This is a genomic window from Pseudomonas sp. R2-7-07, assembly GCF_003852355.1.
Taxonomy (GTDB): domain Bacteria; phylum Pseudomonadota; class Gammaproteobacteria; order Pseudomonadales; family Pseudomonadaceae; genus Aquipseudomonas.
This window is the reverse complement of record NZ_CP027759.1, coordinates 1906720-1920229: the sequence shown is the minus strand read 5'-3', so window position 1 is coordinate 1920229 and position 13510 is coordinate 1906720. Positions and strand designations below refer to the sequence as shown.

The 13510-nt window shown below is 59.0% G+C and carries 9 protein-coding genes; 6 read left to right on the top strand and 3 right to left on the bottom strand.

Annotated elements, in window-relative coordinates; genetic code table 11:
- Positions 1–32: 32 nt before the first annotated feature.
- The 3 genes from C4J86_RS08745 to C4J86_RS08735 are packed head-to-tail and all read left to right on the top strand — an operon-like array spanning position 33 to position 3436.
- Positions 33–959 (top strand): ABC transporter ATP-binding protein, encoded by a 927-nt coding sequence (locus C4J86_RS08745; protein ID WP_124370114.1) that lies wholly within the window; start codon positions 33–35, stop codon positions 957–959.
- Positions 956–1681, top strand: a complete 726-nt coding sequence (locus C4J86_RS08740) for an ABC transporter permease (protein ID WP_124370113.1) — start codon at positions 956–958, stop codon at positions 1679–1681. The genes C4J86_RS08745 and C4J86_RS08740 overlap by 4 nt, the downstream gene beginning before the upstream one ends.
- 15 nt (positions 1682–1696) lie before the next feature.
- On the top strand, positions 1697–3436 hold the full coding sequence (locus tag C4J86_RS08735; RefSeq protein ID WP_124370112.1) for a Gldg family protein: 1740 nt from the start codon (positions 1697–1699) through the stop codon (positions 3434–3436).
- Between the two features lie 17 nt (positions 3437–3453).
- Here the strand turns inward: C4J86_RS08735 and C4J86_RS08730 are convergent, their stop codons facing one another.
- The 3 genes from C4J86_RS08730 to C4J86_RS08720 form a co-directional block, all read right to left on the bottom strand.
- Positions 3454–3762 carry a class I SAM-dependent methyltransferase gene (locus tag C4J86_RS08730; RefSeq protein WP_124366363.1) on the bottom strand — a complete coding sequence of 103 codons (309 nt, stop codon included), beginning with the start codon at positions 3760–3762 and terminating at the stop codon, positions 3454–3456.
- A 257-nt stretch (positions 3763–4019) separates the two neighbouring features.
- Complete coding sequence (locus tag C4J86_RS08725; RefSeq protein ID WP_124370111.1) at positions 4020–4454, bottom strand: DoxX family protein; 435 nt, start codon at positions 4452–4454, stop codon at positions 4020–4022.
- 103 nt (positions 4455–4557) lie between these two features.
- Positions 4558–5979, bottom strand: a complete 1422-nt coding sequence (locus tag C4J86_RS08720; protein ID WP_124370110.1) for a transglycosylase SLT domain-containing protein — start codon at positions 5977–5979, stop codon at positions 4558–4560.
- Between the two features lie 236 nt (positions 5980–6215).
- On the opposite strand from C4J86_RS08720, the gene C4J86_RS08715 reads away from it, so the two are divergent.
- The 3 genes from C4J86_RS08715 to C4J86_RS08705 all read left to right on the top strand — a co-directional run bounded on the left by C4J86_RS08715 (position 6216) and on the right by C4J86_RS08705 (position 13508).
- Positions 6216–7022, top strand: coding sequence for a TatD family hydrolase (locus C4J86_RS08715; protein ID WP_124370109.1), 807 nt, complete (start codon positions 6216–6218; stop codon positions 7020–7022).
- A gap of 96 nt (positions 7023–7118) precedes the next feature.
- Complete coding sequence (locus C4J86_RS08710) at positions 7119–8600, top strand: methyl-accepting chemotaxis protein (protein WP_124370108.1); 1482 nt, start codon at positions 7119–7121, stop codon at positions 8598–8600.
- A 198-nt stretch (positions 8601–8798) separates the two neighbouring features.
- A complete protein-coding gene (locus C4J86_RS08705; protein ID WP_124370107.1) occupies positions 8799–13508 on the top strand; it encodes an RHS repeat-associated core domain-containing protein in 4710 nt (1569 codons plus the stop codon).
- Positions 13509–13510 lie beyond the last annotated feature (2 nt).

Genomic DNA, 13510 nt, shown 5'->3' with positions numbered 1-13510 from the left:
TTCAGGCACCGCCCAATAGATTCGGTAATCCTATGATCGAGGTCAGCAACCTGACAAAGCACCTGGGCAAAAAAAGCGTGATCAGCGACTTTTCGTTCTGTGCCCAACGCAAGGAATGCGTGGGTTTGCTGGGCGAGCATGGCGCCGGTAAAACAACATTGCTGAATTTGCTTTCCGGCATGATCAAGCCCACCAGTGGGCATATCAGCATTCAGGGTTTCAGTACCCAGACCGATTCAGTTCTCGCCAGGCAAGCCGTTGGCTACCAGCTTCAAGGGGGAATCACCCATCACACGCTGTCGGTCAAAAGCATCCTCAACTTCGTTGCCGCCGCTCGAGGGTTCAGCGGTGCCGAAAAACGCAGGCACGTGGACCGGGTCGCCACGCGACTGGAGCTACTTCCTGTACTCAACTGCCCCATCGATGTGCTCAGCCAGGACTTGAAGCGCAGAGTCGCGATTGCGCAAGCCATTGCGCATTCCCCCAGCGTGCTCCTGCTGGACGAGCCCATGGAAGGGATGAACGCCGAGCAACGGCTCAAATTCAGGGCGCTTGTTCAGTCCCTTAACGAGGAAATGAGCGTCATCATTGCCTCCCGCCATTACGACTGGCTGTCCGACATCTGCACCCGCGCCCTGGTCATCGCAAGCGGGCGACTGATTATCGACGCTTCGCTGGAGGATTTGCAGCGCAGTTCCCGGCACTTCCAGGCGGTGACACTCGCAGCGGATCCGCCCCTGGATCTACTCGCGCTTGCGGTATTACCAGGGGTTGCAGGCATCGAAGAAGACCGTCTAAACCCAGGCAAAGTGACGGTTCTGGCCATGCCCGGGCACGCCATCTTCCCCGCCATCAATTCACTCATTACCCATCGCGGCTGGAACATAACGTCACTGCATCTGGAGCCAGGTCGCTTGAACGATGTCGTTCACCCTCTGAGCCACGAGGTATCGCCTTGAAACTGCTGCCCCTCATTTTCAAACGCCAACTCGCCAGTTATGCCAGCACCCCCATCACTTACCTGAGCGTGGCGTTTTTCCTGGTGCTATGTGCGGCGCTGGGATTGCACACCTACCGCTGGATGGAGCGAGACAGCAGCGACTTGCAGGCTTTTTTCGAGCTGCACCCCTGGCTCTATCTGCTACTGATACCCAGCTTATCCATGCAAATGTGGTCTGATGAACACAGCGCCGGATTTTCCAACATGATCAAAACCCTGCCCGTCACCTCAGCAGAACGGGTGATCGGAAAATTCCTGGCAGCCTGGGCGGTATGCAGTGCTGCGTTGTTGTTGAATTTTCCTATAGTGATCGCCGCCCATTATCTTGGAACGCCTGATAACGGGGTGATCGCATCACAATTTCTGGCAAGCTGGCTGCTGGCAGGAAGTTATCTAGCTGCCGGTTGTTTTATCTGTGTACTCACGCACCAGCGCCTTGTAATTTTCCTATTGACGACGGGCTTGCTGCTGACCATCAGCGGGCTTTCTTCAATCCTGGATGCACTTGAACATCAGGCACCGATCTGGATAGTTGATAGCGTGATGAGGCTTGACCCGATTTCCCGCTTCAGCTCAATGGACAACGGCAAAATAACACTTCATGACTGTTTATATTTTGTCAGCATGATCCTTGCTTTTCTCTCTGCATCCATTGTCACACTCAACTATAAAAACAGCTGAGAAGGAAAGTCGCTGATGCGATCCGCTCTTCGTACGGGTATGACATTGATCGTCATATCATTACTGTTCCTGGCATTCAATCTGGTCTGGATAAACAAACTACCCGATATTCGCTGGGACTTTTCACAACAGAAAATTCACACCTTATCGCCATCCACGCGGCAACTGCTCGCAACACTTGATAGCCCGCTGGACTTGTATTATTTCAACTCGCTTACTGCACCGAAGAAAAGCCGCATTATGAAACGCTTCGGCCAACGCGTAGAAGACGTGCTCCAGGAATTTGAAGCAGCCGCCGAGGGCATGATCAATTTGCACGTTATTGACCCCACTCCTTTTTCAGAAGACGCCTACAAAGCCAGCTTATTCGGCCTGGATGACACACAGGGATACCTCGGCCTTATAGGCACGCGTGCCGGCCAGGGCACGCAACGTATCGAAGCGTTCAACCCCGACGACGAGCCGTTGCTCGAGTATCAAATCAGCCAGCTGATCCATAAATTGATGCACCCCCAGCGTCCCAGCGTCGGCCTCCTGTCCGGGTTGCCGTTGGATGAGTCCGCCGGACACCTTTTGGAGCAAATGCGCGAGCATTTCAACCTGGTGGAGTTGGCATCGAACATTACCCAGGTGCCTCCATCTGTAGGTAGCTTGATGGTGGTACAGCCACGGGCGCTAGCCGAACAAACGCTTTACGCCATCGAGCAATTTGCCTTAAGCGGCGGCAAGCTGATGGTTTTCATCGACCCGGTGAGCGAGATGGGGGCTGAAACCGTAGCGGTAGACTCCGAGCTGGATGGCCTGTTGACCACATGGGGCATACGGATGCCCGCGAACAAGCTGTTGGTTGACAGTCTTTACGCCTCCTCGGCCTCGCTCGGCCCAGGCATGCCTACCGTATTGCACCCAGCCAGGTTGAAACTGCCACGCCTGGCAATGACCGCGCACGACGTCAGCACCTGGAAACTCGACAGCCTGAGCGTATCAAGCAGTGGCGCACTCTTGCGCACGCGAAAAAGCCGGATGACGTTCACCCCGCTGCTACAAAGCTCCCGGCAGTCTGCGCTGCTGGACGCCGGGCGTTTCGCTTCAGCGACGGCGTTCGATTCACTCATCGACGAAGCTTCCACCTCGGGTCAGCGCCATGTGATCGCCGCTCGCCTGGAGGGGCCGGCCTACTCGGCATTTCCTGACGGTCTCAGGGGGCAGCCGCCAGGCTTACAAAAGGCTGCCCGAATCGAGGTGGTGGTAGTTGCCGATACCGATTTACTCGCGGACGCTGTCAGCCAGACAACGGCCAACAGCAACGTGCAGTTCGTATTGAATACCCTGGATAACCTGGCGGCTCCCGCAGAACTGGCGAATATTCGTCCGCGCCTCACTTCGCATTCACTCAGTACCCTGGAACCCATGCGCGAAGCCGCCGCACAGACCTATCGGGAAACGGCCGCAGAACTGGAACGTCGCCTTGAGCGTACCGAGCAAGCGTGGCAGCGGTTGAATCCACAGCCCACACACTTGGGCACCCAGGCCGTGGACACCAATACCCAATTGCAAGCGCTCAACAAAGAGCGCCTGCGCCTGCCCATGGAACTCCATGCCCTCAAGACTCAGGCGTACGCGCCGCTGCACCGCTTCGAGCGGAACCTGAAGCTGCTGCTGATCGTAACGGTACCGCTGGTTTTATGCCTGATCGCCTGGGTACGTTATCGCTGGCTGTGTCGACGCCGATGGCCGCCCGCGGGCTTCAGCTGAACATTTGGGGTTGGTAATCAGCGACGGGCGATCAGCCCTTGCCGCGCAATCCGCGTCAGTTGGCGGATCACTTCTTCGGCGTTGTCCGCACTCGGCGCCTGGATCACCGCGAGGTCAAAGCTGTTACTGGCAAAACGGGCCAGGGAGTCGCCGTCTTCCACGAACTGGATCAAGAACGCCGAAGGCCGCCCGGTGCGACGTGGCCAGCCGTCCAGGTAACGCAGCAGCGTCGGCTGGTGCTTGCCGCCCAGGAGGATTTTCGGGTTGCGTTGAGTCAGGTCCGCAGTGATCGGGGCCAGGCGTATCAGGGGGCGTAGTGCATTCATCGTGTCGTGTCTCTGCCTCAAAAGTCTGCGGGCAGGTGAGAGGCAACACCGAACCAGCGCTTTAGCGGTATTTCGACCCGTGCCTCCTGACGAGTGCATGGTTCTGTCGGACTGCATCGAGTCCAGTGGCGCCCCGCAATTAGCTGTTTAAATCGGCGCATGAGCAGCATCCTAGAGAAGCTGGCGGGGCAGTGTCAAGAATCCCGAGCAACGAAAAAGGCCCGCACAGGGCGGGCCTCTCATGAGGTGCGAAACGCTCAGCTGGCGATGGCGCGGTCGGCCGACAGTTTGCCGGCGCCTTCGAACAGCACCGCCAGCGAGCCGCCAAGCAGGGCCAGGGCGAATTCATACCCATTGTTGGCCATGAACAGCCCGTTATGAATGTGCACCGAAAGGATCGCCACCAGTGTCAGGAAGGTCAGGCCCAAAGCTGCTGGACGTGCAAGCAGGCCGATGATCAGCGCCAGGCCGGCAAAGAACTCGGTGCCACCCGACAGCACGGCCATCAGCGTGCCCGGCGCCAGGCCAATGCTCTCCATCCACTGTGCGGTTCCCGCCAGACCACCGCCGCCAAACCAGCCGAAAAGTTTTTGCGAGCCGTGGGCAGCGAAGATAATGCCGACGAAAATGCGCAGAACAGTCAGGCCGTAGCCGGCACGGGTGGACAGGACGCGGGTAATCAGTGGGCGCATGGGGTAAATCCTTTTTCAGGTAGGGGTTGGTTGGCCGCTATATTAATCAGTTTAAACAATGATAAAAGCCGAAAAATTGCCTTATCAACATCGATAAAATCGATTATTTGCGAGACGCAACTTTCGCCGCTGGCGGCTCCAGGGACTCCCGCTCCCGATCGAACGCCAGATAGTATTTGTTGACACTATTAACATAGCTGACGCCGCCCATCCCCACCTGCTCCATGGCAATGCGTTCAACCTGAAAGAACCACTGATTGGGGTTGAGCCCCCGGCGCCTGGCTTCGGTGCGCATGCCCTGCACCCGCTCCGGCCCCATGTTATACGCCGCCAGCACAAAGGCCATGCGTTCGCGCTCATTGAGCTTGGGGCTGGCGAAAAACTTACGGCGGATCATCGCCAGGTAGCGCGCACCCGCCTGCACATTACTGTCCAGATTCTCGATATTGTTGACGCCTACCCGCTGCGCCGCCGAAGGCGTGATCTGCATCAGCCCGGTAGGCCCACCGCTATTGCGTGCGCCAGGGTCCAGCGCAGACTCCTTGAAGGCCAGCGCAGCCAGGTTCAACCAGTCCATGCCTTGCTCGCGTGCATGCTTTTGCAGAATCGGGCGCAGTTTCTCCAGGCGTTGACGATCGGCGCGGGCCAACGGGTTGCGCACTTGATAGAGACGTCGATAGATACGCTGGAACGCCACATCCTGGTCGGAGGGGGTGTGATAAGTCTTGAGGAAGCGATCGATGCTCGCCCGCAGCATTGACGCATCCTGGCGTACGAACCAGTACTCGTCACCCGGCTCACTGATGGCCACCTGCTTGTCAAAGCGCAACTTGGGCAGAATTTTCGACCAGCGTTCGGCAATCGGCTTTTCCACGATGGTCAGGTGAAAGATCCCGGCCTGCACCATCTCCAGCACGTCTTCCACCGCCAGGCTCGGGTCGACCCATTCCACCTTGATCGGCGGCTGCTTGTGCAGGGCCAGCTTCTGGTTGACCTGGCTGATCGCATCCGCCGCCGCGCTGCCGGTGGTCAGCGTCAGGGTGCGGCCCGACAACTGCTCCAACCTGGTAAACCGGCGTTCACCCTTGACGCCGACCAGCCACAACGGCACATCGCTGGCAATCGGGGCACTGGCGCTGATCTTGTGCGCGGCCTTCACGTCCAGCAATTCGCCAGGGGCAACCAGGTCGCCTTCGCCACGGGCCAGTGCGCCAAGCAACTGCTCCTTGGCCTTGGGGATGATCTTGAGGTTGATTTGCTGGCCATCACGGGCATGGCCATTGAGGTATTGCTCGAACGCACGCAGGCGATGGTATTCGACACCGATGGCCTGGCCCTGCACTTCACCGGAGCTGTTACGGCTCTGGTTGACCAGTACGCGCAGGGTGCGGCTGGAACGAATGTCTGCCAGGTCACGCACCTTGCCGGGCTTTGTCACTTCCAGCGGCCCATCCAGACGCGCGACCGCCGCCATGGGCAGCAGCAACGTCACGCACACTAAAAGCAAAGCCGAGGGTCGGATCATCCGCTCTCCGGAAAGAATACTGGCCAACGCCTTCGTGAAAAGCGAGGTGTTGGGCGTCAGAAACAGAGCGCTTTAAGCGCTGGCAAGGCGCGCAACGGCGACACAGTGAGAGGCAGCAGGCCCGGCACAATGTCGCTTGCGACGTTCAAAGACAGCGATAACGCGTTGTAGTTCTTCGTTTTTCTTATAAATCTACAGCTCTGATATGCTTTCCGGCCGCAGGCGGAGATAGCACCATGCAACTCATTGATATCGGCGTCAACCTGACCAACCCCAGTTTCGACGAGAGGCACTCGGCCGTTCTAGAGCGTGCTTACGCCGCTGGCGTGCAACAATTGGTGCTCACCGGCACCAGCGTCGAAGGCAGCGAGCAGGCCCTGGAACTATGTGTAAAACTCGATGAAAGCGCGCAACGCCTGTTCAGCACCGCCGGCATCCACCCCCACTCCGCCAGCGCTTGGAACCGCGACAGCGCCCAGCGTTTGCGCGGTTTGCTCAGCGAAACACGCGTGCGCGCCGTCGGCGAGTGCGGACTGGATTTCAACCGTGATTTTTCGCCGCGCCCGCAGCAGGAAAAAGTCCTCGAGGAACACCTGGCCCTGGCCGTCGAGCTGAAACTTCCCGTGTTCCTTCACGAGCGCGATGCCAACCAACGCCTGCTGGAGATTCTCAAGGACTACCGTGACCATCTGCCCGCCGCCGTGGTGCATTGCTTCACTGGCGAACAAGCGGCGCTCTTCAGCTACCTCGACCTTGACCTGCACATCGGCATCACCGGTTGGATCTGCGACGAGCGCCGTGGGACGCATCTGCACCCGTTGGTCAGGGAAATTCCCCGTGGCCGTCTGATGCTGGAAAGTGACGCGCCCTACCTGCTGCCGCGCACGCTGCGTCCGAAGCCGAAGAACGGCCGCAATGAGCCCGCCTTCCTGACCGAAGTGCTACGCGAGGTTGCCCTGCATCGCAATGAAACGATGCAAGAGCTGGCGATGCACAGCACCGCCTGTGCCCGCGCCTTTTTCGGCCTGCCTGCCGTGGAGTGATGCGGCGCATTGACCCATGTCAAAAACGCTTTCCTGAGTAGCGGCACAATAATGGCACCTTGCCAATGCTGTTTCCGCTATCAGAGAAAACCTTCCATGGGTGCCTGGCTTAGCAATATCTCGCTTAAATACAAATTCTGGGCCGTCAATGCGGTGGCCTTCATCACCACCCTGTTGCTGGTGCTGTATGCCGTCCAGCTCGAACAACAGGCGCGCAGCCATGCCTCCCAGGTGTCGGCCCAGGCCCAGGGGCAGTTGCTCAACGCCTGGCCGGCTGACACGCCACTGCCCACTGGCGAGAACTGGCTGACCTTCACCCGTGGCCAAGTCCCACAACGCGCAGGCGAGGATCTCTCAGCCTTGCAAGACGCGAGCGGCTGGATCGAGCTCAGTCACCTGCCATTGTTCGGCGTCAATCCGCTGGTGGGCGCCGAGGTCATCCGCCGTGCCGACGGACAGCAAGTCGCCGTACTCGCATACGCGCCAAGCCTGCGCCAGGTGTTCGGCGAACGTTTCGTCAACTATGCGCTGGCGGTGGCGATCCTGATGCTCGCGATGCTTGGCGCCTCACAACTGCTGATCCGCTTCCTGCTCAGCCAGCTCAACACTCTCAAGGACGTGATGCTGCATGTGGAGAAGACCGGCGATTTGTCCGCCCGCGTGCCCCTGGCCTGCAAGGATGAAGTCGGGCAGATGGCCAGCGCCTTCAACGCCATGCAGGCCGGCTACCAGCGGGTGGTCAACACCGTGGCCCATACTGCCAAACAATTGGACGAGGGCGCCGCGCGGCTGGCCAGCAGCATGAACGAGGTGCAGCGCGGCATGCTCGGCCAGCAAAGCGAGACCGACCAGGCCGCCACGGCGATCAACGAAATGACCGCCACCGTCTACCACATTGCCCAGCACGCCGGTGCCACCCGCGACCTCTCGCAAACCGCCGACACCCTCGCCGGCAGCGGGCAGGAAGTGGTCACCCGCGTGCAACGTTCGATTGCCGGGCTGTCCAGCGGCGTGCAACAGACCGCTGAGATGATCCAGAAACTCGCCGAAGACAGCCAGAAAATCAACAGCGTGGTCGGGGTGATCCACAGCATCGCCGAACAGACCAATCTGCTCGCCCTCAACGCCGCCATCGAAGCTGCCCGCGCCGGAGAAATGGGCCGTGGCTTTGCGGTGGTCGCCGACGAAGTGCGCAACCTGGCCAAGCGCGTACAAAGCTCCACCGACGAAATCACCCGCATGGTCTCGGCGCTGCAAGCCGGCACCCGCGACGCGGTGGACTTCATGCAGGAAAGCTCGTTCAAGGCTGACGACTGCGTAAAACAGGCCCAGGAAGCCGGTGCCGCACTCGCCGACATCACCGGCGCCGTGGCGCAGATGCGCGAGAGCAATACCCAGATCGCGGTGGCCGCTGAACAGCAAAGCCATGTCGCCGAAGAGATGAACCGCGCAGTGGTGAGTATTCGCGATGTAACCGAGAACACCGTGCGGCAGACCGTAGATTCGGCGACCACCAGCCATGCACTGGCGGCGTTGGCGGGAGAATTGAGCACAGCGATTGGGCAGTTGAAGCTGTAGGGCCGTTCAGACCGTAATCCGATTCCTACGACCAAGCCGCAGCCTACCTGAGATTAAGACGAAACTTCCTCGCCACTCCCGCGAATAACGCCGACTTCTTTTACCGACGAACCTCTGCAAAGTCCCTCGCCTGATCAAACAGTGCGAGGGAGTGCAGATGGTTTTTTTCGTTAGAGCCCAGGTCGCCAGGGCCGTCTTTTGATTCCGGTGATTGCCAGCTTTGTGCTGGCCCCCATGGACCCCGAAGCGCCAGATGTTGAAAGCATTCTTCGGAATTTGCGCGACTGCCTGAATACGTTCGACGACTGGGCCGACAGCTTTTTAAGTGGCTCGGCACTGGAAGTGGAGCAGGTGTTCAAGGTCGGGGAAGACGTCGCACTGGTTGCGCCGATCTCTTCCGACATGCCCAGTCGCACCGTCGCCATGTGCAAAGCCCAGGGTGGGCTGACCCTGGTGCACCTGTTCGAAAGCACCCGGTTCGTGCCGATCGGCAACACGCCGGTCACGCTGCAAGCCATCGCCAAGGACGGCAATCCCATTGGCGCGCCGCTGCAGCGAACCATCGGCCCCAGCGGCATTCTTGAAGTCCCAGAATGCACTCGCGACCAGCGGTACCAGGTCACCTTTTACCCCAACGTTTCCAAAGATCACGTCAAGGCGCTGTATGCGTCCTACCAGTCGGTGATCGCCGGGCTGGAAGCTGAACTGCGCCAGCAATGGAACGAGCGCTTCAAGCTTCAGTGGACAGATTTTGCAAACGCCCCGCCCTTCACACGCAGCGCGAAACAGGGCGCGGCCTTTGCAACCGGGATTGGCAAGGCTTTTTACAACCTGTGGGACAACATTACCGAGCTGTACGACCTGCTGGCGAACCTCAAGTCCAACAGCGAACGGTTGTTGAAGTACATCTCCCAAGCCGAACTGGATCAGTTACTCAAGCTGGGTAAAGACACGCTCGCCCAGGGTTTACTGGTGCTGAGTGATGAGCCGCTGTTGTTCATTTATCTCTCGGCGGCGGTGGCCTGGATGCGCATGTTGCCGCCGCCCGAGATGTATGAACTGCTGGGTGAGATTACCGGCGAAGTGTTGATCAATCTGTTGCTGATATGGGCGACGCGGGGAATTGGGGTACAGCTTCGGTTGGGGGCTCAGGTGCTCAGCCAGGTCAAATCCGGACGGGCGCGGGCGCTGTTGGAGCTGCTGGCCAAGCAGGTTGTGGGGCCTGGGCTGGAAACCCATGTGGAGGCGGCCAAGCCGGTGTTGCTAAGCAGTGCGGCGACGCTGGTCAAGGCAGTGCCGGTGGCGCCGTTGAAGGCGGGTGACACGCTGGTTTCGAACCCGGTGCCGGCGGTGCGCAGCAAGACCCAGCGTACGGCGTTGGTTCGGCAGGAGGCGGTGGATGATGTGCCTGCCGTGGCTTCGAACCCGAAGGGTGATGCGGCGGCCTCTGCGGATAAAACCGTTACTAACGGTTGCCCGGTGTCGATGGTCACTGGCGAGGAATTGCTGACGCTTACCGATGGCGCGCTGGATGGGGTCTTGCCGTTCGAGTGGACGCGCTTGTATCGCAGCAGTGCGGTGGAAGTGGACTGTGGGCTGGGGTTTGGCTGGAGTCATGCGCTGGCGCAGCGGCTTGTGGTGGCGGGCGATTCGGTGGTGTGGACGGACCATGAGAATCGCTCGACCACCCTGCCCTTGCCGACGGCTGCTCGGCCGGCGATTACCAACAGCCTGGCGGAAGCGGCGATTTACTTGGGGTCGTTGCCTGATGAACTGGTGCTGGCCCAGGGGTCGCGGTTCTACCACTTTCGCGACGGTGGGCTGACGGCGATCAGCGATGCGTATGACAACCGGCTGTTGGTTGTCCGGGATCGGTTGGGGCGGATCGAGCGGTTGGATAACGGTGTGGGCCGTTCGCTTTTGTTGCGTTATGAATTCGACCGCATCGTGGCGGTGGACTACCAGATTCATCGCGCCACGGGGCATGAACCCTTTGTTTGGGTGACCGAGCAGAACGTCGTTGCCTACGCCTATGACGGCGCCGGACGACTGGTTTCAGCGACCAATGCTGTCGGTGAAAGCGAAGTTTATCGGTACGACGAGCAGCACGTCATTCTTGAACGGCAGTTGGCCGGTGGGGCGCGTTTCTTTTGGGAATGGGAGCGCGTTGGCAAGGCGGCGCGCTGTGTCCGCCATTGGGCCAGTTTCTCGCAGATGGACACACGGTATGCCTGGGGCGATGACGGTCGAGTCACCGTGCACAACGCCGACGGCAGCCAGGAAGTTTACGTACATGACCAGCGGGCGCGATTGGTACAGCGCATCGATCCCGACGGCGCCCAGCATTTCAAATCCTACGATGACAAGGGCCGTCTGACCGTCGAGCAGGACCCGCTGGGTGCGGTGACGGCCTATCAATACGACGAAGCCGGACGCTTGGTCGCGCTGTTTCCGGGGGATGACGAGCCAACATCCTACGAGCATGACAACGGTTTCGTACGGGTTGTAAGACGTGGTGAGGCGGTCTGGAAATACGAGCGTAATGACCAGGGAGATGTCATTCGCCAGATCGATCCGGATGGCAACGCGACCGACTACAGCTACGACAAACAGGGACAACTGACCGGGGTTTGGTACCCCGACAACAGCTGCCATCGCTTGGTGTGGAATGAGCGCGGGCAGCTTGTTGAAGAGCAATTGCCCAATGGCGGGATCAAGCGCTATCGCTATGACGACCTGGGCCGGCAGGTTGCGCTTGAGGATGAACAGGGCGCGCTGACCCAGTATCAATGGGACGCCGTAGGCCGGTTAGCTCGCTTGGTACTGCCGGACGGTGCCACACGAGAATTCAGCTACAACCCCTACGGAAAAATCATCGCCGAGCGCGACGAACTCGGCCACGTCACCCGCTACGAATACGCCGACGGCCTGCACCTGATCAGCCGCCGCATCAATGCCGACGGTACCCAGGTCAAGTACCGCTACGACAACGCTCGCTTACTGCTCACCGCCATCGAAAACGAAGTCGGCGAAACCTACCAACTCGACTACCACCCCAACGGCCTGATCCAACAGGAAACCGGCTTCGACGGCCAACGCACTGCGTATGCCTACGACCTCAACGGCAACCTGTTGGAGAAAACCGAATACGGCGACGATGGCAGTCAGCTTGTCACTCAATACCAGCGCGACCATGCCGGCCGCCTCGTAAGAAAAACCCTGCCCGACGGCAGCGTTGTCGACTATGCCTACGACCGCCAAGGCAACCTCCTCAGCGTCGACGACGGCCACTGGTTTCTGGCCTACGAATACGACCGCCAAAACCGCCTCACCGCCGAACACCAAGGCTGGGGCACGTTGCGCTATGGCTACGACGCCTGCGGCCAGTTAAAAAACCTGCGCCTGCCGGACAACAACCGCCTCACCTTCAACCACGACAAAGGCGGGCATCTCGCCACCGTCGAACTGAACGGTGCGCTGCTGACTTCCCACCTGTTCAAAGCAGGCCGCGAACACCAGCGCCAACAAGGCCAACTCCTCAGCCACTACCACTACGACGACCAAAACCGGCTACATACCCACGCCGTCACGCAGCAGGAAAACCACCTCTACCAACGCCACTACGACTACGACAAAACCGGCAACCTCACCCGCCTGCACGACACCCGCAAAGGCGAACACCTTTACCACTACGACCCACTCCACCGCCTGACCCGCGCCGATCACTCGCAAGACATACAAGAACGTTTCGGCCACAACCCTGCCGGCAACCTGCTCATGCAAGACAGGCCGGGCCCGGACATCGTTGCGGGTAATCGGCTGATGATCCAAGGCGATCACCATTACGACTATGACGCCTTCGGCAACCTGATACGCGAGCGACGTGGCAAGGGTCATTCACTCGTTACCGAGTACCGCTACGACTGTCAGCACCGGCTGATCGGCATCACCAAGCCCAACGGCCAAACCGCCAGTTATCGCTACGATCCGTTTGGGCGGCGCATCAGCAAAACCGTGGATGGAATCACCACAGAGTTCTTCTGGCAAGGCGACAAGCTGATCGCCGAACACCATGCAGATCGTCATCGCAGCTACCTCTACGAACCCGACAGCTTCCGCCCATTAGCACTGCTGGAAGGCTTCGGCCCACAAGAAACCAAGCCCTACCACTACCAACTCGACCACCTCGGCACACCGCAAGAACTCACCACGCCCGAAGGCGAAATCGTCTGGTCCGCCCACTACCGCGCCTACGGAGAAATCAGCCGTCTCGACGTAGGCAAAGTCGACAACCCGCTTCGTTTCCAAGGCCAATACTTTGACCCGGAAAGCGGCCTGCACTACAACCGCCATCGCTACTACAATCCGGACATTGGTCGTTACCTGACGCCTGATCCGGTGAAGCTGGCGGGTGGGATCAATGCATACCAGTACGTGCCCAATCCTACTGGATGGGTGGACCCGTTAGGGCTGAGCGCTAACTGCCCGCCTAAAGGCAGGCATCATTCAGCCTGTAAAACTCCAAATGAACCCGACGCACCCGATGTTTCACGCAAAGGTGCCTTCAGACAAGCGAAGAGAGACGCCGGGATACCGATGGTTCAAAACCCAGACATGGTAGTAGACCTAGACACAGGGAAAACTAAACAATACGTCACTGAAAAAATGACGGACAAAAACGGAAAAACAGTTCTGGATGATGCAGGGAGATCCATCGAAACAAAGGTTTATCAATTTACAAGATCAAATGGCTCTAAGGTTCTTATCCAAGACCACTCAGCAGGACATAAATTCGGCAGAGTAGATGGTGTTGGGGACCATTCGTCACACTTCAACTTACGCCCGATCGAAAAGCCTCGAAAAGGCTATCTTGAAGGAGCAAAGAAACATTATTCATTCAGGAAATAAGT

Excerpts from the sequence above, each read along its gene's own strand:
- C4J86_RS08710 (WP_124370108.1), top strand. The coding sequence starts at position 7,119 with ATGGGTGCCTGGCTTAGCAATATCTCGCTTAAATACAAATTCTGGGCC.
- C4J86_RS08725 (WP_124370111.1), bottom strand. The coding sequence starts at position 4,454 with ATGCGCCCACTGATTACCCGCGTCCTGTCCACCCGTGCCGGCTACGGC.
- C4J86_RS08720 (WP_124370110.1), bottom strand. The coding sequence starts at position 5,979 with ATGATCCGACCCTCGGCTTTGCTTTTAGTGTGCGTGACGTTGCTGCTG.
- C4J86_RS08730 (WP_124366363.1), bottom strand. The coding sequence starts at position 3,762 with ATGAATGCACTACGCCCCCTGATACGCCTGGCCCCGATCACTGCGGAC.
- C4J86_RS08715 (WP_124370109.1), top strand. The coding sequence starts at position 6,216 with ATGCAACTCATTGATATCGGCGTCAACCTGACCAACCCCAGTTTCGAC.
- C4J86_RS08735 (WP_124370112.1), top strand. The coding sequence starts at position 1,697 with ATGCGATCCGCTCTTCGTACGGGTATGACATTGATCGTCATATCATTA.
- C4J86_RS08745 (WP_124370114.1), top strand. The coding sequence starts at position 33 with ATGATCGAGGTCAGCAACCTGACAAAGCACCTGGGCAAAAAAAGCGTG.